The sequence below is a fragment of the Luteimonas huabeiensis HB2 genome, assembly GCF_000559025.1.
Taxonomy (GTDB): Bacteria; Pseudomonadota; Gammaproteobacteria; order Xanthomonadales; family Xanthomonadaceae; genus Luteimonas; species Luteimonas huabeiensis.
Genome location: NZ_JAAN01000023.1, coordinates 28032 through 51489 on the forward strand (window position 1 = coordinate 28032; position 23458 = coordinate 51489).

General features: G+C 68.7%; 21 protein-coding genes. 7 read left to right on the top strand and 14 right to left on the bottom strand.

Annotated elements, in window-relative coordinates; genetic code table 11:
- Positions 1 to 129: 129 nt before the first annotated feature.
- From Z164_RS0109605 to metH, 3 genes are all read left to right on the top strand, one after another.
- Positions 130 to 1101: an ArsR/SmtB family transcription factor gene (locus Z164_RS0109605; RefSeq protein ID WP_024890486.1), complete on the top strand. Its 972-nt coding sequence runs from the start codon at positions 130 to 132 to the stop codon at positions 1099 to 1101.
- Positions 1098 to 2216: a homocysteine S-methyltransferase family protein gene (locus Z164_RS0109610; RefSeq protein WP_024890487.1), complete on the top strand. Its 1119-nt coding sequence runs from the start codon at positions 1098 to 1100 to the stop codon at positions 2214 to 2216. Before Z164_RS0109605 ends, Z164_RS0109610 begins: the two co-directional genes overlap by 4 nt.
- A 169-nt stretch (positions 2217 to 2385) precedes the next feature.
- Positions 2386 to 5139 carry a methionine synthase gene (metH, locus tag Z164_RS0109615; protein ID WP_024890488.1) on the top strand — a complete coding sequence of 918 codons (2754 nt, stop codon included), beginning with the start codon at positions 2386 to 2388 and terminating at the stop codon, positions 5137 to 5139.
- 63 nt (positions 5140 to 5202) lie between these two features.
- Here the strand turns inward: metH and Z164_RS22430 are convergent, their stop codons facing one another.
- Positions 5203 to 6453, bottom strand: coding sequence for a hypothetical protein (locus tag Z164_RS22430; RefSeq protein WP_152540908.1), 1251 nt, complete (start codon positions 6451 to 6453; stop codon positions 5203 to 5205).
- 332 nt (positions 6454 to 6785) lie between these two features.
- Between Z164_RS22430 and Z164_RS21920 the strand changes: the two genes are divergently transcribed.
- Entirely contained in the window at positions 6786 to 7004 is a 219-nt protein-coding gene (locus Z164_RS21920) for a SymE family type I addiction module toxin (protein ID WP_081770140.1), read from the top strand.
- 496 nt (positions 7005 to 7500) lie between these two features.
- Here the strand turns inward: Z164_RS21920 and Z164_RS22435 are convergent, their stop codons facing one another.
- From Z164_RS22435 to Z164_RS22445, 4 genes are all read right to left on the bottom strand, one after another.
- On the bottom strand, positions 7501 to 8397 hold the full coding sequence (locus Z164_RS22435) for an AbiTii domain-containing protein (RefSeq protein WP_152540909.1): 897 nt from the start codon (positions 8395 to 8397) through the stop codon (positions 7501 to 7503).
- A 70-nt stretch (positions 8398 to 8467) separates the two neighbouring features.
- A complete protein-coding gene (locus Z164_RS21355; protein ID WP_052338400.1) occupies positions 8468 to 8836 on the bottom strand; it encodes a DUF6232 family protein in 369 nt (122 codons plus the stop codon).
- Between the two features lie 114 nt (positions 8837 to 8950).
- Entirely contained in the window at positions 8951 to 9550 is a 600-nt protein-coding gene (locus tag Z164_RS22440) for a HEPN domain-containing protein (protein ID WP_152540910.1), read from the bottom strand.
- 70 nt (positions 9551 to 9620) lie between these two features.
- On the bottom strand, positions 9621 to 10052 hold the full coding sequence (locus tag Z164_RS22445; protein ID WP_152540911.1) for a hypothetical protein: 432 nt from the start codon (positions 10050 to 10052) through the stop codon (positions 9621 to 9623).
- Between the two features lie 561 nt (positions 10053 to 10613).
- Between Z164_RS22445 and Z164_RS0109620 the strand changes: the two genes are divergently transcribed.
- Positions 10614 to 12038: an amidohydrolase family protein gene (locus tag Z164_RS0109620; protein WP_043689716.1), complete on the top strand. Its 1425-nt coding sequence runs from the start codon at positions 10614 to 10616 to the stop codon at positions 12036 to 12038.
- Between the two features lie 253 nt (positions 12039 to 12291).
- On the opposite strand, the gene Z164_RS0109625 is transcribed toward Z164_RS0109620, so the two are convergent.
- The gene (locus tag Z164_RS0109625) at positions 12292 to 13848 is read right to left on the bottom strand and encodes a protein adenylyltransferase SelO (RefSeq protein WP_024890490.1); all 1557 of its coding nucleotides are present in this window, start codon (positions 13846 to 13848) and stop codon (positions 12292 to 12294) included.
- A 164-nt stretch (positions 13849 to 14012) separates the two neighbouring features.
- Between Z164_RS0109625 and Z164_RS0109630 the strand changes: the two genes are divergently transcribed.
- Together Z164_RS0109630 and Z164_RS20280 are read left to right on the top strand one after the other, a co-directional pair.
- Complete coding sequence (locus Z164_RS0109630; RefSeq protein ID WP_024890491.1) at positions 14013 to 15836, top strand: DEAD/DEAH box helicase; 1824 nt, start codon at positions 14013 to 14015, stop codon at positions 15834 to 15836.
- Positions 15837 to 16152: 316 nt separating this feature from the next.
- Entirely contained in the window at positions 16153 to 16908 is a 756-nt protein-coding gene (locus tag Z164_RS20280; RefSeq protein WP_024890492.1) for a type 1 glutamine amidotransferase, read from the top strand.
- Positions 16909 to 16924: 16 nt separating this feature from the next.
- Here Z164_RS20280 and Z164_RS22800 read toward each other — a convergent pair whose 3' ends face one another.
- The 8 genes from Z164_RS22800 to Z164_RS0109675 form a co-directional block, all read right to left on the bottom strand.
- Complete coding sequence (locus Z164_RS22800; RefSeq protein ID WP_160170688.1) at positions 16925 to 17101, bottom strand: hypothetical protein; 177 nt, start codon at positions 17099 to 17101, stop codon at positions 16925 to 16927.
- Positions 17098 to 17844: a sulfurtransferase gene (locus tag Z164_RS0109645; protein ID WP_024890493.1), complete on the bottom strand. Its 747-nt coding sequence runs from the start codon at positions 17842 to 17844 to the stop codon at positions 17098 to 17100. Before Z164_RS0109645 ends, Z164_RS22800 begins: the two co-directional genes overlap by 4 nt.
- 26 nt (positions 17845 to 17870) lie before the next feature.
- The gene (locus tag Z164_RS0109650) at positions 17871 to 18095 is read right to left on the bottom strand and encodes a hypothetical protein (protein WP_024890494.1); all 225 of its coding nucleotides are present in this window, start codon (positions 18093 to 18095) and stop codon (positions 17871 to 17873) included.
- A gap of 69 nt (positions 18096 to 18164) precedes the next feature.
- Entirely contained in the window at positions 18165 to 19745 is a 1581-nt protein-coding gene (locus Z164_RS0109655; protein WP_024890495.1) for a leucyl aminopeptidase, read from the bottom strand.
- Between the two features lie 147 nt (positions 19746 to 19892).
- Positions 19893 to 20516 (bottom strand): hypothetical protein, encoded by a 624-nt coding sequence (locus Z164_RS0109660; RefSeq protein ID WP_024890496.1) that lies wholly within the window; start codon positions 20514 to 20516, stop codon positions 19893 to 19895.
- Between the two features lie 227 nt (positions 20517 to 20743).
- Positions 20744 to 21469 carry a hypothetical protein gene (locus Z164_RS0109665; RefSeq protein ID WP_024890497.1) on the bottom strand — a complete coding sequence of 242 codons (726 nt, stop codon included), beginning with the start codon at positions 21467 to 21469 and terminating at the stop codon, positions 20744 to 20746.
- Positions 21470 to 21519: 50 nt separating this feature from the next.
- Positions 21520 to 22827 (bottom strand): MFS transporter, encoded by a 1308-nt coding sequence (locus Z164_RS0109670; RefSeq protein ID WP_024890498.1) that lies wholly within the window; start codon positions 22825 to 22827, stop codon positions 21520 to 21522.
- 43 nt (positions 22828 to 22870) lie between these two features.
- A complete protein-coding gene (locus Z164_RS0109675) occupies positions 22871 to 23236 on the bottom strand; it encodes a DUF6164 family protein (protein ID WP_024890499.1) in 366 nt (121 codons plus the stop codon).
- Positions 23237 to 23458: the final 222 nt, after the last annotated feature.

Below are 23458 nucleotides of genomic sequence, written 5' to 3' on the forward strand. Positions count from 1 at the left end.
GACTTGGTAAGGGAAGCGCGGATTGTAGCCCCGCACGCGAGCGAACCCCAGCCCGGGCGGCGGCGCCGGCTTGACGCCCGGGCAGGCCGCCCGCAGACTTATCTCGATATCGCGATATAGAGATATTTAATGGATCTGGAAAGCTGGTCCGCGCGCCTGAAGGTGCTCGCCGACGCCACCCGGGTACGGCTGCTGGCGCTGCTGGAGGGCGAGGAGCTGACCGTCGCCGAGCTCTCGGCCATCACCCGCCTCGCCCAGCCGCGCGTGTCCACCCACCTGGCGCGGCTGAAGGAGGCCGGGCTGGTGCGCGACCGCCGCGCCGGGGTCTCGGCCTACTACCGCTTCGACGACGCCCAGCTCGACCCGCCGCTGCGCACCCTGTGGATCACCCTGCGCGACGGCAGCGACGACCCGCTGCTGCGCCAGGATGCCGAGCGCGTGCCGGCGGTGCTGGCCATGCGCGCGGCCGACCAGAACTGGGCCGATTCGGTCGCCGGCGACATGGAGCGGCACTACTCGCCCGGCCGCACCTGGGAGGCGCTGGCGCGCTCGGCGCTGCCGCTGCTCGAGACCGGCGACGTGCTCGACATCGCCTCCGGCGACGGCGTGCTGGCCGAGCTGCTGGCCCCGCACGCGCAGCGCTACGTCTGCGTGGACACCAGCGCGCGGGTGGTCAACGCCGCCGCCGAGCGCCTGCGGCGCTTCCCCAACGTCGAGGTACGCGAGGGCGACATGCACGCGCTGCCGCTCGACGAGGCCAGCTTCGACCTGGTGGTGCTGATGCATGCCCTCACCTACGCCGAGAAGCCCGCGCAGGCGGTCGCCGAGGCCGCCCGCGTGCTGCGCCCGGGCGGGCGCCTGCTGGTGACCAGCCTGGCCCGGCACGAGCACCGCGCCGCGGTCGCCCAGTACGGCCACGTCAACCTCGGCTTCGGCGAGCGCGAACTGCGCCGCTTCGTCGCCAAGGCCGGGCTGACGCTGCAGGACCTCGCCACCGTCACCCGCGAGAAGCGACCGCCGCACTTCGAGGTGATCTCGTTGATTGCCTTGAAGCCGGGGCCGGGGGTCAGGGGCCAGGGGCCAGGGAGGGAACAAGCATGACGTTCCCCGCCTCCGCTCCACCCCCTGGCCCCCGGCCCCTGGCCCCTGGCCCCTGGCTGCACCCCCAGCGCGCCGAGGCGCTGATCGCGGCGCTGGCCGAGCGCATCCTCGTCATCGACGGCGCGATGGGCACGCTGATCCAGCGCCACCGGCTGCAGGAGGCCGACTACCGCGGCGAGCGCTTCGCCGAGGGCCGCGACCGCGAAGGCCCGGCCGATGCGCGCGCGCACGACCTCAAGGGCAACAACGACCTGCTCACCCTGACCCGGCCCGACGTCATCGCCGGCATCCACCGCGCCTATCTGGACGCCGGCGCCGACCTGGTCGAGACCAACACCTTCAACGCCACCGCCCTCAGCCAGGCCGACTATGGCCTGCAGCACCTGGTCGGCGAACTCAACGCCGCCGGCGCCAGGCTGGCGCGGCAGGTCTGCGACGAGGCGGAAGCAGCCGACCCGTCGCGTCCGCGCTTCGTCGTCGGCGTGCTCGGCCCGACCAGCCGCACCGCCTCGATCAGCCCCGACGTCAACGACCCCGGCTACCGCAACACCGACTTCGACGCCCTGCGGCTCACCTACCGCGAGGCCATCGACGGCCTGATCGACGGCGGCGCCGACGTCCTGATGGTGGAGACCGTGTTCGACACCCTCAACGCCAAGGCCGCGCTGTACGCGATCGAGGAAGCCTTCGACGCGCGCGGCGGGCGGCTGCCGGTGATGGTCTCGGGCACGATCACCGACGCCTCCGGGCGCACCCTGTCCGGGCAGACCGCGGAGGCGTTCTACGTCTCGCTCGCCCACGCGCGGCCGCTGGCGATCGGCCTGAACTGCGCGCTGGGCGCGCGAGAGCTGCGCCCGCACGTGGAGACCCTGGCGCGGGTGGCCGAGTGCCACGTCAGCACCCACCCCAACGCCGGCCTGCCCAACGCCTTCGGCGAGTACGACGAGACCCCGGAGGAGACCGCCGCCACGCTGCGGGAGTTCGCCCATGCCGGCCTGGTCAACCTCGTCGGCGGCTGCTGCGGCACCACCCCCGAACACATCGCCGCGATCGCCGCGGCGGTGGCCGGGCTGCCCCCGCGCGCCCTGCCCGCCGCGCGGGAACTTGCCGCATGAGCGCGCGCGCCGCCCTTCCCCCGCGCGCGGGGGAAGGTGCCCGCGGGGCGGACGTGGGCACGCCCCGCCGCTCCAGTCCGGCCCTCGCCCCGGTTCCCGCGCTTCCCCCCATCCGGCGCCTCGCGCCCCCTTCCCCCGCCTGGGGAAGGCATCGCCCCCGCCCTTGCCCATGACCGCCGCCCCCCGCTACACCCGCCTCTCCGGCCTGGAACCGCTGGTCGTCACCCCCGACCTGCTGTTCGTCAACATCGGCGAGCGCACCAACGTCACCGGCAGCGCGCAGTTCCGCAAGATGATCAAGGAAGGCCGCTACGAGGACGCGGTGGAGGTCGCGCGCCAGCAGGTCGCCAACGGCGCGCAGATCCTCGACGTCAACATGGACGAGGGCCTGATCGACTCGGAAGCGGCGATGACCCGCTTCCTCAACCTGATCATGTCCGAGCCCGACATCGCCCGCATCCCGGTGATGGTGGACTCGTCGAAGTGGAGCGTGATCGAGGCCGGGCTGAAGTGCCTGCAGGGCAAGGGCGTGGTCAACTCGATCTCGCTCAAGGAGGGCGAGGCCGCGTTCCTGGAACAGGCGCGCAAGGTGCTGCGCTACGGCGCCGCGGCCGTGGTCATGGCCTTCGACGAGCAGGGCCAGGCCGACACCTGCGCGCGCAAGGTGGAGATCTGCACGCGCGCCTACCGCCTGCTGGTGGACGAGGTCGGCTTCCCGCCCGAGGACATCATCTTCGACCCCAACATCTTCGCCGTGGCCACCGGCATCGAGGAGCACGACAACTACGCCGTCGATTTCATCGAGGCGACCCGGATCATCAAGCAGACCCTGCCGCACTGCCACGTCTCCGGCGGCGTCTCCAACGTCTCGTTCTCCTTCCGCGGCAACGAGCCGGTGCGCCAGGCGATCCACTCGGTGTTCCTCTACCACGCGATCCGCGCCGGCATGGACTTCGGCATCGTCAACGCCGGCGCGATGCCGATCTACGACGAGCTGGACCCGGAACTGCGCAAGCGCGTGGAGGACGTCATCCTCAACCGCCGCCGCGACGGCACCGAGCGGCTGCTGGAGATCGCCGAGCGCTACAAGGGCCGCAAGGGCGAGCCGAAGAGCGAGGACCTGGCCTGGCGCGAACGCCCGGTGCGCGAGCGGCTGGCACACGCGCTGGTGCACGGCATCGACGCCTACGTGGACGAGGACACCGAGGCCGCGCGTCGCGAAGCCGCCCGCCCGCTGGACGTCATCGAAGGCCCGCTGATGGACGGCATGAACGTGGTCGGCGACCTGTTCGGCGCCGGCAAGATGTTCCTGCCGCAGGTGGTCAAATCGGCGCGGGTGATGAAGAAGGCGGTCGCCTACCTGCTGCCCTTCATCGAGGCCGAGAAGCTGCGCACCGGCGATTCGGGCAAATCCAACGGCCGCATCGTCATGGCCACCGTCAAGGGCGACGTGCACGACATCGGCAAGAACATCGTCGGCGTGGTGCTGGCCTGCAACAACTTCGAGGTGGTCGACCTGGGGGTGATGGTCCCCGCGCAGACCATCCTCGACAAGGCCCGGGAAGTCCAGGCCGACATCGTCGGCCTGTCCGGGCTGATCACGCCTTCGCTGGAGGAGATGACCCACGTCGCCCGCGAGATGCAGCGGCAGGGCTTCTCGATGCCGCTGATGATCGGCGGCGCCACCACCTCGCGCGCGCACACCGCGCTCAAGATCGACCCCCACTACGACGCCCCCACGGTCTGGGTGAAGGACGCCTCGCGCGCGGTCGGCGTGGCGCAGTCGCTGATCTCGCGCGACCTGCGCGCGGCGTTCGTCGCCGCCAACGACGCCGACTACGCCGAGATCCGCCAGCGCCACCGCAACCGCGGCGACGCCAAGCGGCTGGTCTCGCTGGAGAAGGCGCGTGCGCAAAGGTTCGACGGCGGCTGGGACACCTACGCACCGCCGGCGCCGAAGCGGCCCGGCCTGCACGTGTTCGACGACTACCCGCTCGAGGAACTGGTCGCCTGCATCGACTGGACCCCGTTCTTCCAGGCCTGGGAACTGGCCGGCAAGTACCCCGCCATCCTCACCGACGAGATCGTCGGCGCCCAGGCCAGCGAACTCTACCGCGACGCCCGCGCGATGCTGGACACGATCGTCGCCGAGAAATGGCTGACCGCGAAGGGCGTGTTCGGCCTGTGGCCGGCGAACTCGGTGGGGGACGATGTGGAGGTTTACTGGGACGGGGGCCAGAGGCCAGAGGCCAGAGGCCAGGAAAACGCAGACGCATCGCCCCGGCCCCCGGCCCCCGGCCCCTGGCCCCTGCTCCACTTCCTGCGCCAGCAGGTCGACAAGCCCGCCGACCGGCCGGACTTCTGCCTGGCCGACTTCATCGCCCCGAAGGACTCCGGCCGGCAGGACTGGATCGGCGCCTTCGCCGTCACCGCCGGCATCGGCATCGATGCGCACGTCGCCCGCTTCGAGGCCGCGCACGACGACTACAACGCGATCCTGCTCAAGGCCCTGGCCGACCGCCTCGCCGAAGCCTTCGCCGAGCGCCTGCACCAGCGCGTACGCGCGGAGTACTGGGGCTACGCCACCGACGAAGCCCTCGACAACGACGCCCTGATCGCCGAGCGCTACCGCGGCATCCGCCCCGCCCCCGGCTACCCCGCCTGCCCCGAGCACAGCGAGAAGCGCACCCTGTTCGACCTGCTCGACGCCGGCCGCAACGCCGGCATGACCCTCACCGAGAGCTTCGCGATGCTGCCCACCGCCGCGGTCTCCGGCTACTACTTCAGCCACCCCAAGAGCCAGTACTTCGTCGTCGGCCGGCTGTCCCGGGAACAGGTCGCCGACTACGCTCGGCGCAAAGGCGTCACCCTGCAGCAGGCGGAGCGCTGGCTGGCTTCGAATCTGGACTACGACCCTGACTGAAAACGCCGAGGCCGCCGTTTCAAGGTCGCGCCGCGAGCGGCGTCGGCTTGGACGAATTGTTAGCTACTCAGCGATGCTGTTCACGATGACCTTGTGGGCGATCTCCCTCATAAGATCGTTCTCCGTTCGCAGGAAGTCTAGATTTTGTTGGCTGGCATGGAACGGAACAGCCTTTGACTCATCAAAGTCTGGGTTCGAATGTACGATCGAACACCGAAGCGCATAAACACGCTTACCCAAAGACTCAACAAAAGATTGATCAGAATCGAAGTTCAGGGCGCTGACCTTAAGCGGGCGTGGTCCGTTGAGAGTGTGGTCCTTCGAAAAATGCTCTAGCAGTCCAAGCCCATCTAAGAAGGCCCTGATTTCGTCGCGCCGCACGTACTCCGCGAGAACACGGTTGATCTTGATCTTGTCAGTAAGGTTCTTTTCTGTCTCCGCCTTAAAGATTTTGATTGCTTCGTTTAGGTGCTCTTGATGGTTAACATGGAAATCGGGGCGCATAAGTATCTGGCGGAGTCGCCGAGACACCACGCGGTGAGCACTTTTGTCCATGAAGTACTCAACAATGTGGAAATAGCAAATGAATTTAAAAGGTACATAGTCGACACGTGCTGCCGTGTGGTAGTACTCGATCAGTTCGGGCGTGTACGGCTTTACTACGAGGTTGATTTCATCCGTAGGCAGGGCTGGAGCGCGCCTTCGTGCATTCATCGTTCGACGCTTCAAGCGATCGAGATTTGCGGCTTCTAGCGCAAGCCCGTATGTAAATTCGATATCGAAGAGCACTGACCGAAGAACGGCCATTACGTCTTGCTCCAATTTCCCCGTCTTTTGGATTCCCGTGACGACAGCAAAGAAGCTCCGGTATTGGATTGGGCCACCGACGATCCTTGGACCGAGAAACGCTATGTCTGCGTCGATCGTTGACTGTGCATATATGTGAACCGACACAGCTTTACCGCGATAGAAAGTCGAAACCCTTATAGGCTCGCCCGATGATCGCATGGGCGTGGGGACGAATAACGAAGGGCCGACAACACGGCTTAGGACCACCTCTGCCGTCTTGTCAAACTTTACGCCGAGCACCCCCTTAAAGAGCTCGGGCTTACCTTCGACAATCTGGTCTAAGCGCTCGAACTCCGACGGATGAATTCTGAGCGCCAGTTCGTCGAAGACAGGCAGCTTCTTGACGATGTAATAGGTTGAGTGAACTTCAACCTCGTCGCCGTTATCGTCCTCTACATAGTCAACGTCGTTGACCTCTTCAAGGGATACGGTCGGGTACTTCTTCTTGAAGTCTTCGGGGCTCATTGATGTGTCCGGAGTAGCTAACGCTTGAGTTAAGCCGCGTCGCGAAGCGGCGTCGGCTTGAATGAATTGTTAGGTTGGCGCCGAAATTGGTTGACGCCGCCCACCGAAACCGCTACGTTGACCACAGGTGCTGAACACACCTCTACTAGCGGACTGACCGTACCCGAAAGCTCGCGGTTTTTTTGTGCCTGTAGTTTATGACTATGGCCGGGTAGCGCGCAGCCATACAAGACCCGAAAGGGAAAAGCTGCGGGCCGTCTAGTAGCGGTGTTCAAGTACCCGGCCGCCCCTCTGAACAAGGGGCGTATTGAACAAACTACTAGGAGGCCATCATGGCTGCTCAAGCTCGTACTCTTCCTGCTCGTCGTGTGCTCACCGTCGGCTACAGCCCGTATGCCCTCAAGCACGATCACCGGCCGCCACCACCGGCCGTTCCGTACCTGCTCTTGCGTGGCCACTGGCTGCGAGAGGCTGGCTTTGCCGTTGGCCAAAAGGTGAGCATCAATATTGCTGATGGGTGCATCACGATCATTCCGAGTTCGGAAGGCTGATTTGCAACGGTGGGTGGCGAAGCATGCTTTGCTCACCCGCCTAACGCCTTAAATTAAGCCGCGCCGCGAAGCGGCGTCGGCTTGAATGAATTGTTAGATGCGTAGCCCGAGGGTCTAGCTTGTATGGCAAGCATTGGCGCAGTAGTAGCAGCCATTGATACGGTTGTTTGGCCACCGGCGCTTGGCGTCTGCAACGGCACTTTGGCAGTTTGGGTGGTATCCGAGATCAATCTGACTTGAAGCAACAGGCATGTATAAGCAGCCTGTCGTGGCGTTGTGCACCTCGTGGTCGCCATTTGCCTGCGCATTGGAGTTGATGATGAATTTTGGCATTGCGGTGTATTCCCCTGAAGTATGGAAGTGCCTAGCCATTGCGGCGAATCAACCATAAGCAATTTCATTTCTCACAAGCTGAGACAATATTGCCAGCGCGCATCTAACACTTGAATTAAGCCGTGCCGCGAGGCATCGACTTGAATGAATTGTTAGAGGGCGCTCACCGGAATGCTGACAAAGCTTGAAGCAAGCCTTGAAAGACCGTCGAGCTAACGACCCCCTCTAGAATACTTCGAGCGCTCTGAAGGCTTTCGCGTATCACGGCGTGATTAGGCTTGGGTGCCCGAAGTTGGGTCTCCACGCATGAAAGATCAGCTGCAACTTGTGTCTTACCATCCGGTGCGATTTCGGCAGTTTGTAGTTCCTTCCGCAACTGCGACACGAGCTTAGAAAGTGCATCCAAATCGAGTGGAGATTGGAATGTTTGCGATGAATCCCGCGTGTTCTGCTGGATCTGAGAGCCCGTCATGGAGCCGATGAGATTCCCAATGCTCGAAACATTAAATGTCAGATTCCCAGCCTGCATCTTCTCTTCTTTGGTAAAGCTCATACCTTCCCCAACCACTCCTTTCTCCTCAAGCTGCAAGGCCCACTCAAGAACTGAGTTCCTGACACGATCCAAGAGGCCGTGAATTCTTGTCTTGGCGATAAGCACTGCAGGCTCTAAAGGAACTTCCATTCTCTCCATCAAGCTCTTCTCCAAATCCTTCGGGAACTTGACGTATGCCATATCGCTGTCCCCACTCACAATCTGTTCTAGCTCAGAAATGGACTGCGATGTCGCTCTAACACAAAGAAGATCAGCCTGCTTGGTATCCGCGAAGAAGAGAGGCTGCCAGCCATGGTAGGGGTTAAAAACCTTGAGCTCTCCGCGAATCTTTCTGTAGTCCGGCACCTCAACCCCTGAAGGGTATCCATTTAGCTCATTCGTTATCCATTCGACGGTGTCGGTGACGTTTAGCTTCCGCGCGACAACGAGCGCCTTCCTGAGCAGGTCAGTGGTGCTAACGTTCTTGTCGAGCGCGTCCCTCTGTAGTTCTAGAACAAGCGACTCCATTTCGTAGCCCCTAACGCTTGAATTAAGCCGCGCCGCGAAGCGGCGTCGGCTCGAATGAATTGTTAGGTGGTCACCCGCGATGAATGACTGACTGATTAAGAGCCTCAATCACACCATTGATGTACGAGCGATCTTCGCTGGTGAGTGCCTGCGTCTCCCCGGATGAACTGTTTAGAACGACAATCCATTCTGGCTTTTGCCTTACCCACCAGAATACTGTCGCGGCCAGAAGAACAATGCCCAAAAAGATTCCGCCACCACCATTTATCAGTGCGATCAAACCTATGAGCCCGAGAACGATCGGCCCAAGGCGAGACGGATGTTTAACGGCTTGTTTTACAGACGTGACTCCGTTCATTGCATATGTCTGACCATGCACGATGAAACGGGCGTTTGACACGCTGACGCCATTGCGATCGAAGAATATTTTCTCTTCCATGTACTCCTCTCCCCGGAAATTACAGTAAAGGGCTGTTGAAGGTCGCCCTGAGCACCTAACGCCTGAATTAAGCCGAGCCGCGAAGCGGCGTCGGCTTGAATGAATTGTTATGACCTAAAGCCTGGCGAGCACAGCAGTGGAAAAGTCTTCAACGGCACTGATCCAGACCCCGACAGGCGACCGACCCAGGGAACGAATGCGTGAGTTCCCGCGGCCGCCAGACTCGTCTATGTCACCGCGGTGCACAATCTGATGGCGACGTGACATAAGCGCTTCAAGGTCCGAGAACCTACTATTCACCGCGCTTGGATCCATACCAACCGAACTAAGAAAAAGCGCGAGCTCTTCTGTGTTGTTGTAGTTAGATCGCTCTAGGTACTCATCTACTGACTCTTTGATTAGATTATCTACTGTCTTGCCCTTGTGGGCCACGAGTTCACCTAAAGAAAACTTGCTCGCATTGCGGTTCAGGCCGGCTAGCGGGATCTTGTCGATCACTTCTTTCCCCGCATCAGGCAGTTTCCAGTACGCGATGCTCCTTAGAAAATCTTCAAGCGAAGCGTGCAGGAAAACGGTTGCGGCGCGAAGAACGTCCGTTTGCAGGTGTCCGCGACGGCCGCTCCCCTTTCCCATGAGGTGCGTTTCGTAAATCTGGATCAGATTCCGAACCCGAGTAATGTTGCCCGTGATCCGCTGTTGAATCTTGGCCTTCATCGTTGCTCCACGTCGGGCATAACGCCTGAATTAAGCCGTGCCGCGAAGCGGCATCGGCTTGAATGAATTGTTAGGCATTGTCTCTTATCAGTGAAACAAAGTGCTCTCTCATACGAAATATCGGAGCATTTCCTGGCGTGATGTCATCAACGTAGCCAGCGTCCTCTAGGCGATCCACCTGCAGTCGCAAATGTGGATACTCATCCTCGTAGTACATGAAGCGCGGCTTGTTGCCGTTGAATGAAACTCTTTTGTTTGGAGCGATAACGAATTCGCGAACGGAGCGTGACTCGTCGCCCTTCAAGTCATTTGCCATCTCAGCAATGAGCTCCTTCATGTCGGCCTTGATGGCCAAAAACGCTATCTCGGCCTCTGACTTGTGTTCCTGTCTCCGGCGCTGGTCTGTGAATCTATCAGCGAGGTATTGGCCAGCACAGCCGACGAGAGCTCCACCTAAGAATGTCAGTAGATGTGAGACGCTGAAAATAGAAGATATGTCCATCCGCGACGCGCTCCAACAATGCCTAACTACTATTAGCCCCCACAACCGGGGCGTTGCGCCAGAGTATGCCCTGCTCCGAGGCGTGCGCCATAGGAAAATTCCTATGCCATATCAACACCTTAGCAACTCGTGGCTGCCGTCCGGCCCGGTAGCTGGCCTGCGTTATCAGGCGCCTGAGCGCGTTTGGCGTTACCGGGCAAGAATGGGCCGATAGCAGGCGCGCCGCAAGGCCTCGCAGGCGCGCCCCGGCTGCTGGATAAGGTGCGTGCTTGTCTGCGGATCTGGCACCACAGCCTGCCGCCGGAGCGGCCCATGTGAGGAGGATTCGGCGCTTCATGATGGCCGGCAGGCATCACGCGCGAGCGAGCACAGCCGAGGCGATTGTTGGTCTGCGCCGAGTGCCAGGGCGCTCGGCATGCAAAACGTGGGGCGGAGGCACGACACAACGATCCCGCCCAGCCCCAGCACCCTTGCCCTCTCCTACCTGTGGACGGGAATCGGGGTGAAGGTGAAAACCTCCGCTGCTAAGGTGGCCCCTGTCGCCACAGTCGGAGCCCTTACATGCCCCCACGTCTCGCCCGCGCAGCGTGCGCCCCCTTCGCCCTGGCTGCGCTCGCTGCGCTATCGGCATGCGCGAACCCCGCTTCCGAGCCCGCCCCCACCCCGTCCGCCGCAACCGACGTCGTCGTCATCGAGGGCGCGCGGGTGTTCGACGGCGAGCGCGATCTCGGCGTGGTGCGGCTGGTCGTGCGCGATGGGCGCATCGAGGCGGTCGGCGGCGACGGGCCGTTGCCGGCGGGCGCGCGGCGCGTGGACTACGGCGGCCGCTATATCGTGCCGGGCTTGGTCAACGACCATGCGCACCTGGGCAATACCGAGGGCACCGAGCACGGCGGCCGCTACTACACCCGCGACCACGTGGTCCGCGACCTGCGCCAGTTCCAGGCGTTCGGGGTGACCACGGTGAATTCGCTGGGCATGAACGGGCCCGCGTTTTACGAGATCCGCGATGCGGTGCGCGCGGCCGATCCCGCGCTGGGTGCCTGGATGCTGGGTGCCGGGCCGGGCATCGGCGCGCCCGGCGGCGCGCCGCCGGCGAAGAACATGGGGCTGGCGGAGGATGCGGTGCCGCGCCCGGCCGATGCCGCCGCCGCGCGCGAAGCCGTGCGCGAGCAGGCGCGGCGCGGGGTGGACATCATCAAGCTGTGGGTGGACGACCTGGGCGGGCAGGCGCCGCCGATGGCGCCCGAGGTCTACCGCGCGGCGATCGATGAGGCGCATGCCCAGGGCCTGCAGGTGGCCGCGCACATCCACGATCTGGCCCCGGCCGCGGACTTGGTCGCCAGCGGCATCGACGTGATCGCCCACGGCGTGCGCGACCGTCCGGTGGATGCCGCGCTGGTGGAGGCGATGCGCAGCCGTGGCACCTGGTACATCCCCACCCTGCAGATCGACGAGGCCAACTATCTCTATGCCGAGCAACCGCGGCTGATCGAGGAGGAGCCGGCGCTGCGCGCGGCCTTGCAGGCGCCGCTGCGCGCGCGCTTCCAGGATCCGGTCTGGCAACGCCGGCAACTGGAGGGCGAGGCGGCGGCGAAGTCGCGCGCGGCGGTGCGCATGAATCTGGCCAACCTGCGCACCCTGCACGCGGCCGGCGTGCGCATCGGCTTCGGCACCGACGCCGGCGCGCTGCCGCACCGGGTGATCGGCTTCGCCGAGCACCGCGAGCTGGAACTGATGACCCAGGCGGGCTTCACCCCCGAGCAGGCGCTGCGTACCGCCACCCGCGATGCCGCGGAACTGCTGGGCCTGGACGACCGCGGCCTGCTGGCGCCGGGCCGGCGCGCCGATTTCGTGGTGCTGGATGCGGATCCGCTGGCCGACATCCGCAATACCCGCCGCATCCGCGCGGTCTGGCAGGCCGGGCGCCAGGTCGCCGGGCCGCTGGCCGACTTCGATCCGGACCGCAACGCCGCCGCGCGGTAGCGGCCGGCGCCGTCCAGGACGAATCGGCATTCGGTCTGCGGTGACGAATTTTCCGCATGCGGAACCATGCCGTCCCTTCTCCCGCAAGCGGGAGAAGGTGGCGCGCAGCGCCGGATGAGGGCCGCCTTTGCACGCCTGCGGCGTGCCCCCATCCGCCTTCGGCACCTTCCCCCGCTTGCGGGGGAAGGGAAAGACAGCATCGTCCGCAAGCGGGTGAAGGGGCGCCTTTTGCGCTCCCGAATGTCGCTCCGCCTCAGGAGCTGCAGGACAGCATCGAGCATCCGGCGCGGTCGCGTGCCCAGTCCGGCCGCCGCTGCGCGTAGTGCTCGCGGCCGGGCTGGTCCTCGTAGGGCCGCCGCAGCACGGTCTGCAGGGCTTGCAAGGGGCGGAGGTCTCCCTGTTCGGCGGCGTCGATGGCTTCCTGCAGCAGCCAGTTGCGCGGCACGTAGCGCGGGTTGGCGGCGCGCATGCGCTCGCGCCGCGCCTCGTCCGGCAGCGGATCGGCGGCGACGCGCCGCGCGTAGCGGCCGAGCCAGTCCTCGAAGGCCGGTTGCACGGCGTCGAGGCGGGCCTCGTCGTAGAAGCTCGCGCGCAGCGCAGGCGCCAGCCCCTGGGCGGGATCGGCCTCGGCCAGGGCGCGGAAGAACAGCGTCATGTCGGCCTCGCCTTCGTGCAGCAGCCCCAACAGCTCCTGCAGCAGCGGCAGGTCCTCGTCGCGCAGCGCTTCCAGGCCCAGCTTGCGCGCGCAAGCCTCCCGGTCGGCGGCGGCGAAGGCTTCGCCATAGGCATCGAGGCCGGCTTGCAGCGGCGCGACGTCCTCGAACAGCGACGACAGCGCCTGCGCCAGCCGGCCCAGGTTCCAGTGCGCGATGCGCGGCTGCCAGCCGTAGCGGTAGCGGCGGCCCTGGGCGTCGGTAATGTTCGGGGTCCAGTCCGGGTCGTAGGGCTCGATCCAGCCGTAGGGGCCGTAGTCGATGGTCAGGCCCAGGATCGACATGTTGTCGGTGTTCATGACCCCGTGCACGAAACCGACCCGCATCCACTCGGCCATCAGCCGCGCGGTGCGGGTGCAGACTTCGGCGAACCAGTCGGCCTCGGCGTTCGGGCGCCCGGCCAGGTGCGGGAAGTCGCGCGCCAGGGTGAAGTCGACCAGCCGGCGCAGCAGGCCGGTGTCGCCGCGCGCGTAGGGCAGCTCGTAGCTGCCGAAGCGCAGGAACGAGGGCGCCACCCGGCACACCACCGCGCCCGGTTCGGCCTGCGGGTGGCCGTCGTAGAACATGTCGCGCACCACGCGCTCGCCGGTGGCCACCAGGCTCAATGCGCGCGTGGTCGGCACGCCGAGGTGGTGCATGGCCTCGCTGCAGACGAACTCGCGCAGCGAGGAGCGCAGCACCGCGCGGCCGTCGGCCGTGCGCGAGTACGGGGTCGGGCCGGCTCCCTTGAGCTGCAGCTCGTGGCGCTGGCCGTCGGTGCCCAGCGCCTCGCCCAGGGCGATGGCGCGGCCGTCGCCGAGCTGGCCGGCCCAGTGGCCGAACTGGTGGCCGCCGTAGTTGGCCGCGTACGGGTCCATGCCCGGCAGCAGCCGGTTGCCGGCGAAAACCTCGGCGAACGCCGGCGCCAGCACGTCGGCGGGCGAGAAACCGATCGCCTCGGCGACGTCCGGCGACCAGGCCAGCAGGCGCGGCGCGGCCACCGGCGTCGGCCGCACCCGCGACCAGGCCGCGCCCGGCACCTGGCGCACGCCGGGCGCGGTGGAGGGATCGCCGGGCAGCTCGCGCAGGAAGGCGTTGTCGAAGCGGAGGGCGGGCAGCGTCATGCGCACAGGGTACGCGCACGCGTGCGCGCGCCGCGTCTGCGCGCCGGCAACCGTCGCCGCACTGAACGCGCGCGTGCCGCGATTCGGGTCGGCGGCCGGCGCTGCCGTACACTATGCGGTCCCCCACGATCTGCGCCTGACCGGTGCGAGAGACCGAGATGAGCGCCGAACCCGCACCCGCCACCGTCCCCTCCTTCGTCGAACTCGGCCTGCCGGAGCCGCTGCTGCGCGCGCTGGCCGCGGTCGGCTACGAGACGCCCTCGCCGATCCAGGCGGCGACCATCCCGCCGCTGCTGGCCGGCCGCGACGTGCTCGGCCAGGCGCAGACCGGCACCGGCAAGACCGCGGCGTTCGCGCTGCCGGTGCTGGCGCGGCTGGAGCCGAAGGCGGGCAAGCCGCAGGCGCTGGTGCTGGCGCCGACCCGCGAACTGGCGATCCAGGTCGCCGAGGCGTTCCAGAAGTACGCCCAGCACATCCCCGGTTTCCACGTGCTGCCGATCTACGGCGGCCAGGGCTACGCCCAGCAACTGAGCGCGCTCAAGCGCGGCGTGCACGTGGTGGTCGGCACCCCGGGCCGCGTGGTCGATCACCTGGAGCGCGGCTCGCTGGACCTGTCGGAGCTTCGCGAGCTGGTGCTCGACGAGGCCGACGAGATGCTGCGCATGGGCTTCATCGACGACGTCGAGGCGGTGCTCAAGCGCACCCCGGCCTCGCGCCAGGTGGCGCTGTTCTCGGCCACCATGCCCGCGCCGATCCGGCGCATCGCCCAGACCTACCTGCGCGAGCCGGTGGAGATCGCGATCAAGGCCAGCACCACCACCGCCAAGAACATCCGCCAGCGCTACTGGATGGTCAGCGGCGTGCACAAGCTCGATGCGATGACCCGCATCCTGGAAGCCGAGCCGTTCGAGGCGATGATCGTCTTCGCGCGCACCAAGATCGCGACCGAGGAACTGGCCGAGAAGCTGTCCGCGCGCGGCCTGGCGGCAGCGGCGATCAACGGCGACCTGGAGCAGAAGCAGCGCGAGCGCATCATCCAGCAGCTCAAGGACGGGCGCATCGACGTGCTGGTGGCCACCGACGTCGCCGCCCGCGGCCTGGACGTCGAGCGCGTCAGCCACGTGCTGAACTACGACATCCCCTACGACACCGAAAGCTACGTGCACCGCATCGGCCGCACCGGCCGCGCGGGGCGCGCCGGCGAGGCGATCCTGTTCGTCAGCCCGCGCGAGCGCGGCATGCTGCGCGCCATCGAGCGCGCCACCCGGCAGCCGATCGAGCCGATGGAGCTGCCCAGCGTGGAGATCGTCAACGAGCGCCGGGTGGCGAGGTTCCTCGACCGCATCGGCCCGGCGCTGGAGCACCCGCAGCACGGCGTGTTCCGCGAGCTGGTGGAGCGCTACGAGCGCGAGCGCAACGTGCCGGCGATCGAGATCGCCGCCGCGCTGGCGGCGCTGCTGCAGGGCGAGACCCCGTTGCTGCTGGAGCCGCCGCGCGAGCGCCCGCGCGCCGAAAAAAGTGCGGCCAGGGCCGACTTTTCCCCCGACGCCCCGAAGGCCGCCCGGCCCCGGCGGAAAACCGATGCCGATTCCGATGCCCCGGCCCGCGCGGACGCCCCGCCGCGCCCGCGCGCGGCGCGCGGACAGGCGCCCGAGGCCGGCATGGAGACCTTCCGCATCGAGGTCGGCCATCGCCACGGGGTGCAGCCGGGCAACATCGTCGGCGCCATCGCCAACGAGGCCGACCTGGAAAGCTGCTACATCGGCCGCATCGACATCCGCGACGACTACAGCCTGGTCGACCTGCCCGAGGGCATGCCGCGCGAGCTGCTGGACCACCTCAAGCGCGTGCGCGTGGCCGGCCAGCAACTGCGCATGCGCCGCGCCGAGGCCGACGACGAGCGCGGCGCCGGCCCCGCGGGTCGCCGCCCGCCGCGCCCCGGCGGCTTCAAGGGCCCGCGCAAGCCGCGCCCGGCCCGCTGAAGCCGCCGGAAGCCTCCTCCGCGCCTGCGGGGGCACTCTGCTTTTCCTTCCCCGCAAGCGGGGAGCACGCTGTTTTTCCCTTCCCCCGCCAAGCGGGGGAAGGTGCCGAAGGCGGATGGGGGCACGCTGCAAGCGTGTAAAGCGGCCCTCATCCGGCGCTGCGCGCTTGCGGGAGAAGGAACAATATGCGCCCGCTTGCGGGAGAAGGAACGATATGCCCCCGCTTGCGGGAGAAGGGACAGCATGCGCCCGCTTGCAGGTGCGGGGACACCTTCGGCGCTGCAGGCCGAGTGTCGATACGCCCTAGAATGCGGGCATGCCCCGCATCCTGGTGTTCCAGCACGTCGCCGCCGAGCCGCTCGGCACGCTCGATCCGCTGATCCGCAGCCGCGGCCATCGCATCCGCTTCGTCAACTTCGAGCGCGATCCGCACGCGCGGCCGAACGTGGACCGCTACCGCGGGCTGGTGGTGCTGGGCGGGCCGATGAACGTGGACGAGCAGGCGCGCCGTCCGCACCTGCGCACCGAGCTCCATGCGATCGAGCGCATGCTGCAGCAGGGCAAGCCGGTGCTGGGCATCTGCCTGGGCGCGCAGTTGCTGGCTCACGTGCTGGGCGCCGACGTGCGCCGGCGCGAGGCGCCGGAGATCGGCTGGTACGACCTGCACGCCACGCCGGAAGGCCGGCAGGACCCGGTACTGGCGCCGCTGGGCGAGGTCGCGCGCGTGTTCCAGTGGCACCGCTACCACTTCGAGATCCCGCGCGAGGCGGTGCACCTGGCGCGCGGCGCCGAGTGCGAGCAGCAGGCATTCCGCTGGGGCGAGCTCGCCTACGGCTTCCAGTTCCACCTGGAGATGGACCGGCCGCTGGTGGAGCGCTGGCTGGACACCCCGGCCTACCGGGAGGAACTGGCCGCCTCCGGCCTGCCGCACGATGCCGACGCGATCCGCGCCGCCACCGATCTCCACATCGCGCGCATGCAGGCGCAGGCCGACGAGGTGTTCAACCGCTTCCTGGACCTGGTCGGCCGCCCGCAGCGCCGCATCGTGCTGCCCAGCCGCGAGTTCGGTTGAGCCCGGCGCGGAACGGCTACTGCAGGAAGGTGCCGATGACCTCGCCCAGCCCCGGCCAGCCGGCCATCGGCGCGAAGAACCAGTAGGCGCCGACCAGCACCGCCACCCACAGGCCGATCTTCACCACGGTGCCGATCAGCTTGTACGCCAGGTACAGGCCGATCGCGGCGGCGAGGATCGCCAGCCAGCTCATGCCGCGCTCCGCGCGTCCGCCAGGGCCGTCAGGTCCGGGCCGAGGGCGATGCGTTCGTCGAAGACGAAGCAGCCGCCGTCGTAGCCGGCGCCGCCGACGGTCTCGAAGTAGCCGAGGATGCCGCCGTCGAGCTGCAGCACGTTGTCCAGGCCCTGCGCGCGCATCCATAGCGCCGCCTTCTCGCAGCGGATGCCGCCGGTGCAGAAGCTCACCACGGTGGCGTCGGCCAGCGCCTCGCGGCGGGCCAGCACCGCGTCGGGCAGCTCGGTGAAGTTGTCGATCGGCAGCGTCGTGGCGCCGGCGAAGGTGCCGTAGGCGACCTCCTCGCGGTTGCGGGTGTCGAGCAGGACCAGGCGGCGCCCGTCGTCGTCGGCGCCGCGGGCGAGCCAGCGGGCGAGCGTGCGCGGCGCCACCGCCGGCGCGCGGCCGGCCAGGGGCGAAGCGTCCTCGCGGCGGAAGGCGATGATCTCGCGCTTGACCTTGACCTTGAGCCGGGCGAACGGCGCGCGCGCGCTGACGCTGCGCTTGGCTTCCAGCCCGGCGAAGCGCGCATCCGCGCGCAGCCAGTCGAGGAAGCCGTCGATGTCGGCGGCGGCGCCGGCCAGGAACAGGTTCAGCCCCTCGCCGGCGACCAGCACCGTGCCCAGCAGGCCGCGGGCGCGGGCGGCGCCCTCGACGGCGTCGGCCAGGGCGCGCGGATCGGCGACGGGCACGAAGCGGTAGGCGGCGATGCTGGTGTGCATGCCGGCCATTCTACCCACGGCCGGGATCAGGGCCGCTCATCCCGTGGCCGCCCCCGCGCGTCGAGCGCGGACGCGGCCCACAGGTTGTCGATCAGGTTCGGGTAGCGGCGCCCGGCGTCGCTGGCGCGCGCGCGGGCGGCCTCGCGCTGCGCCGCGCTCAGGCGGGTCCGCGCCGCCTTCGGCTTCGGGTTGTCGCGCTGCCAGGGCCTGGGGCGCGACTTCGGATCGTCGAACACGCGGCGGGTGGGCATTGGCGGATCACCGGCGGAAGGCGACCCCGGGAGCCTCCCAGGGCCGCCGTCGTCGGCCGGTGAGCGGCCTCAGCGCGCCGCCGGCGCCTCCACGTGGTCGCGCACCCAGCGGTCGAACAGGCGCACGCCGAAGGCGGTGGCGCCGGCCGGCGAAGTGGCGGTGCCGGCGGTCTCGTTCCAGGCCATGCCGGCGATGTCCAGGTGCGCCCACGGGGTGTCGCGGTCCACCCACTCGCCGATGAAGTGCGCCGCGGTGCTGGAGCCGGGGCGTCCGCCGCCGTTGCGCAGGTCGGCGATCGGCGATGCCAGCATCTTGCCGTAGCCGCGGTGCAGCGGCATCCGCCACAGCGGCTCGCCCGCGGCCTCGCCGGCGGCGACCAGTTGCCCGGCGAGCGTCTCGTCGCGGCTGAAGAGACCGGCGTAGTCGTTGCCCAGCGCGGTCACGATGGCGCCGGTCAGGGTGGCGATGTCGACGATCGCGCGCGGGCGGTGGCGGTCCTGCACGTACCAGAGCGCATCGACCAGCACCATGCGCCCTTCGGCGTCGGTGCTCATGACCTCGTAGGTGCGCCCGGCCGCGGTGCGGATCACGTCGCCGGGGCGCACGGCGCTGCCGGAGGGCATGTTCTCCGCCAGCGCGGCCACCGCCACCGCGTTCACCGGCGCGCGGCGCCCGGCCAGGGCCAGCAGCGCGCCGGTCGCGGAGGCGGCGCCGGTCATGTCGTACTTCATGCGCCACATCCCGTCGCTGCCCTTGATCGAGATGCCGCCGGTGTCGAAGGTGATGCCCTTGCCGACGAAGGCCACCGGCGCCTCGCCGCGCGCGCCGCCGTCGTAGCGCACCGCCAGCAGCCGCGGCGGGCGCGCGCTGCCCTGCCCCACCGCCAGCAGCGAGCCCATCCCCAGGCGCTCCATCGCCGGCACGTCCAGCACCTCGATGCTGACGTTCGGCATCCCGGCGAAGGCCTCGCGGGTACGGCGCACGAACTCCTCCGGCCACACCGCGTTGGCCGGCTCGGTGACCAGGTCGCGGGCGAAACGCACGCCGTCGGCCACCGGCCGCCAGTCGCGCTCGTAGCCCTGCGCGGCCGCGGCGCCGGCGGCGCTGCGCACCACCAGCTCGCCGCGGCCGGCCTGCGGCGCGTCGGCGTCCTCGTCGGCGCCGCGCGCGGTGCGGTACTTGTCGAAGCGATAGCCGCCCAGCACGGCGCCGAAGGCCAGGTGCGAGGCGGCGTCCGGTTCGTCGCCGGCCCACAGCAGCTCGACGCGCGGCGCGGTGCTGCCTGCGGCGAACTGGCCGACGCGGCCGCCGATGTCCTCCAGCGCGCGCGCATCGAGCGCCTCGCTGCCCGCGCCCACCACCAGCACGCGGTCGAACGGCGCCAGCCCCGGCAGATCGAGCCGGGTGTCCGCGCGGCCCTTGAAGCCCGCCGCGGCGACCGCGCGCGACAGCGCGCCCGAGGTCGCGGCATCGACAGCGGCGAACGCGCCGGACTGCGGGCCATCGCCGCGCATGGCCACCGCCACGGTGCCGCCCTGCGGCACGGCATAGGCGTCGAACCGGAGCTCGCGCTGGGCGGCGGCCGGCAGCGCGAGACAGGCGAGCAGGAGCGCCAGCAGCCAGCGCTGCGGCGGGACGGATCGGGACATGCGGACTCCTGGAGCGGACGAGGTGCGGACCCTCGACCGTAGCCGAATCGCCGCCGCCGGCCGGGTGCCGTTGGTCACGATCGCGCCGCCCCGCGCAGCGCGGCGCCGCTGCGCGCGGCCCGCTTCCCGAGTGCGACCGCTCGCGCCTCAGCGCCGCGCGTAGTAGGAGGACGACGCGCAGACCACGACGTCCTGCGCGCTGGGCGCGGGCATGTCGCTGCCGCGCAGGCCCATGACCCGGACCACGTCGTTCTCGCCCTCGGCGACCTTGGTGATCGCCAGGTAGCCGGTCTTGGTATCGCGACAGAACGCGTTGCCGGGCATGCGCGTGGGCCAGGTCTCGGCGACCACGCGGCGCAGTTCCACCGGGTGCTCGGCGCCGATCATCAACGCGTCGGCGTAGCGCTGGCCGGGCAGGAACTCGTCGCCACCGCGCAGGATCGCGATGCGCTCGGTGACGAACTCCGCGCCGTTCTCGCCGCGGATGGTGTCGCCCTCGATGCGGATGCGGCCGGTGACCGATTCGGCCACCGGGTTGCCGGTCTCGAACAGGCCCAGCGCCACCGGGTGCAGCATCGGCGGCGAAGCGCGGTTGCCCGGGCGCACGCTGGGATCGTGGTTCGGCACGTCGGCCGGCGCGGGGGCCGAGGACACCGGCGCCGCGGAGGCGCCGGCCTGGGGTGCGGACGCGTCGGGCGCCTGGCCGCAAGCGGCCAGCAGCGAGGCGGACAAGGCGAACAGGGCGGCGGTGCGGATGGCAGTCGGGGGCATGTCATCGACACAAAGCTGAAGGGCCCACGATTATCCGCAAAGATGCGAACAAGATGTTCACGTTTCGTAAGTCGTTGGGCGAACTTCCGCGATTCCGCGTGCATCTTCGACGCGCGTCGCAAACCCCTCGGCTTTGCGCGGGGACGCGAATGCGCCGCCCTCCTGCCCGTGGCGCGGTATCGGCCGCGCTGCCGGCGGCGTGGTCCTCCGATGCGCGCGCGGCGCGCTCAGCGCCGCGATTCGTACTCCAGCGTATCGCAGGCGCGCACGTCCTCGGCGCCGGCCGCAGGCGTGGACCGGCCCTGCAGGCCGACCAGGCGGACCACCGTGCGCTCGCCCTCGTGCACCGAGACCAGGGCGACGAAATCCGCCTCGCCCTCGGCGCACAGGCCGGGGCCGCGCGGCGCCGGCCGCTCGTCGTCCGCGTCGGCGGTCGCTTCGGCGGGCGCCGGCGGCGCGGCTGGCGCGTCGGGGGTCGCGTCGGCCGCAGGGGCGGCCTCGCCGTCGGCGGGCTGCGCATCCTCCGCGGGCGGCCGCACCACCCGGCGCAGCTCCACCGGCTGCTCCGCGCCGACCATCAGCGCATTGGAGTAGCGCTCGCCGGGACGGAACTGGTCGTCTCCGCGCACGATCGCGATCCGTTCGGTCTCCAGCGACACGCCGTTGCGGCCCGCGATGGCATCGTCCTCGATCTCCAGCACGCCGGTGGCGGCCTCGGCGCGCTCGCCGCGCGGCTGGAAGCGGCCGCTGACCAGGCCCTGCAGCTCCGGCGGCGCGGCGCGCTCGAACCGGCGCACGCTCGGATCGGGCCGCGGCACCTCGCTGGGCGCCGGCGCCTCGGTACCGGCCGCGGGCGGCTCGGCCGGCGGCGGCGCCTCGTCGCGGCAGGCGACCAGCATCAGCGGCGAGGACAGCGCGGCGAAGGCCAGGGCGAGCGCACGGACGGACGGCATCGGCGGAACTCCAACGGACAAGACACGCGCGAATGATAGGCCGACTGGATTCACGCGACGTGAGCGGATGCTTCCCGCCCGCGCGCGGGCAGGCTCAGCAGCGCCGCCAGCGTCAGCGTCGCCGCCGCGCACAGGTAGGCGCCGACCGCGCCCAGCCCGTAGCGGCCGGCCAGCCAGGTGGCCGCGTACGGAGCCAGCGAAGCGCCGAAGATCCCGGCCAGGTTGAAGGCGAGCGAGGCGCCGGTGTAGCGCACCTCGGCGGGGAACTGTTCGGCCAGCAAGGTGCCGACCGGGCCGTAGGTCAGCCCCATCAGGCCCAGCCCGAGCGCGAGGAACGCCAGCGTGCCGAGCGGGGAGCCGCCCACGAACAGGCGCGCGAACAGCGCGCCGAAGACCAGGATGCCGAGCGTTGCCAGGATCATCGCGCGGCGGCGGCCGTGGCGGTCGGCGTACAGCGCCGCCAGCGGGATGGTGGCGGCGAAGCACAGCACGCCGGCCATCTGCAGCCACAGGAAGGCGTCGCGCGAGTAGCCCAGCCGCGAGGTGCCCCAGCTCAGCGCGAACACCGTCATCAGGTAGAACAGCACGAAGGTCGCCAGGGTCAGCAGCGTGCCCGCCAGCAGCGCGCGCGGATGGCGCAGCAGCACGTCCATGAAGGGCACCCGCACGCGCTCGGCGCGCTCCAGCACGCGGCGGAAATCGGGCGTCTCGTCGATGCTCAGCCGTACCCACAGCCCCACCGCGACCAGCGCCGCCGAGGCCAGGAACGGAATGCGCCAGCCCCAGGCCATGAAGGCGGCATCGCCCATGAAGGCGGTCAGCAGCAGGAAGCTGCCGGTGGCGAGGAAGAAGCCGATCGGCGCGCCGAGCTGCGGGAACATGCCGTACCAGGCGCGGCGCCCCGGCGGCGCGTTCTCCGTGGCCAGCAGCACCGCCCCGCCCCACTCCCCGCCCAGGCCCAGGCCCTGGCCGAAGCGGCACAGCGCCAGCAGCGCCGGCGCGACCAGCCCGATCTGCGCATGGGTGGGCAGCAACCCGATGGCGACCGTGGACAGGCCCATCGTCAGCAGCGCCGCGACCAGGGTGGCCTTGCGCCCCACCCGGTCGCCGAAATGGCCGAACAACGCCGAACCGATCGGGCGCGCGACGAAGGCCAGGGCGAAGGTCGCCAGCGACTGCAGCGTCGCCGAGGCCGGATCGCTCGCAGGAAAGAACAGCGCCGGGAACACCAGCACCGCCGCGGTCGCGTAGATGTAGAAGTCGAAGAACTCGATGGTGGTGCCGACCAGGCTGGCGAGCAGCACCCGCCGCTTGTCGGCCGGGCGGGCGGCGGTTGCGCCGATGGCCTGCGATGTCATGGCATGGACGGTCCGCTTTCCGGCCAGGCGCCGGCGCCTCACGCTAACGCCAAAGCAGATAGCCCGGCAATGCCATCAACGCCAGCAACAGCGCGATCGCGACCACCCGCAGCAGCACCCACGCAGGCCGCTCGCGCAACAGCGAGCCGAAGCGCTCCGCCTCGCCGCGGGCCTCGGCCTGGGCGCGCTCGGCGCGCACGCGCTCGCGCAACTGCGCCTGGTAGGCATCCATCAGCCGGCGCGCCTGCGGGTAGTCGGCGTCGTCGCGGATCCAGATCGCGCCGGCGGTGATGCCCAGCGGGCCGGGCCGGGTCTGGTACCAGCCGATGCGGTGCGCGTCGAGGAACGCGCGCACGTCGTCGGCCTCCTCATCGGGCACGTTGCGCAGGGACATCAGCAACTTGGGCATGGCGCAGTCGGCGGATCGGCAGGCGGCCGTGCATTCTAGGCCCTGCATCGACCTTCGACGTGCGAAGTCCCCTTCCCCGCAAGCCGGGGCCCTCCTGGTTTTCCTTCCCCCGCAAGCGGGGGCCATGCCGTTTTTCCCTTCCCCCGCAAGCGGGGAGCACTCTGTTTTTCCCTTCCCCCGCGAGCGGGGGAAGGTGCCGAAGGCGGATGGGGGCACGCCGCA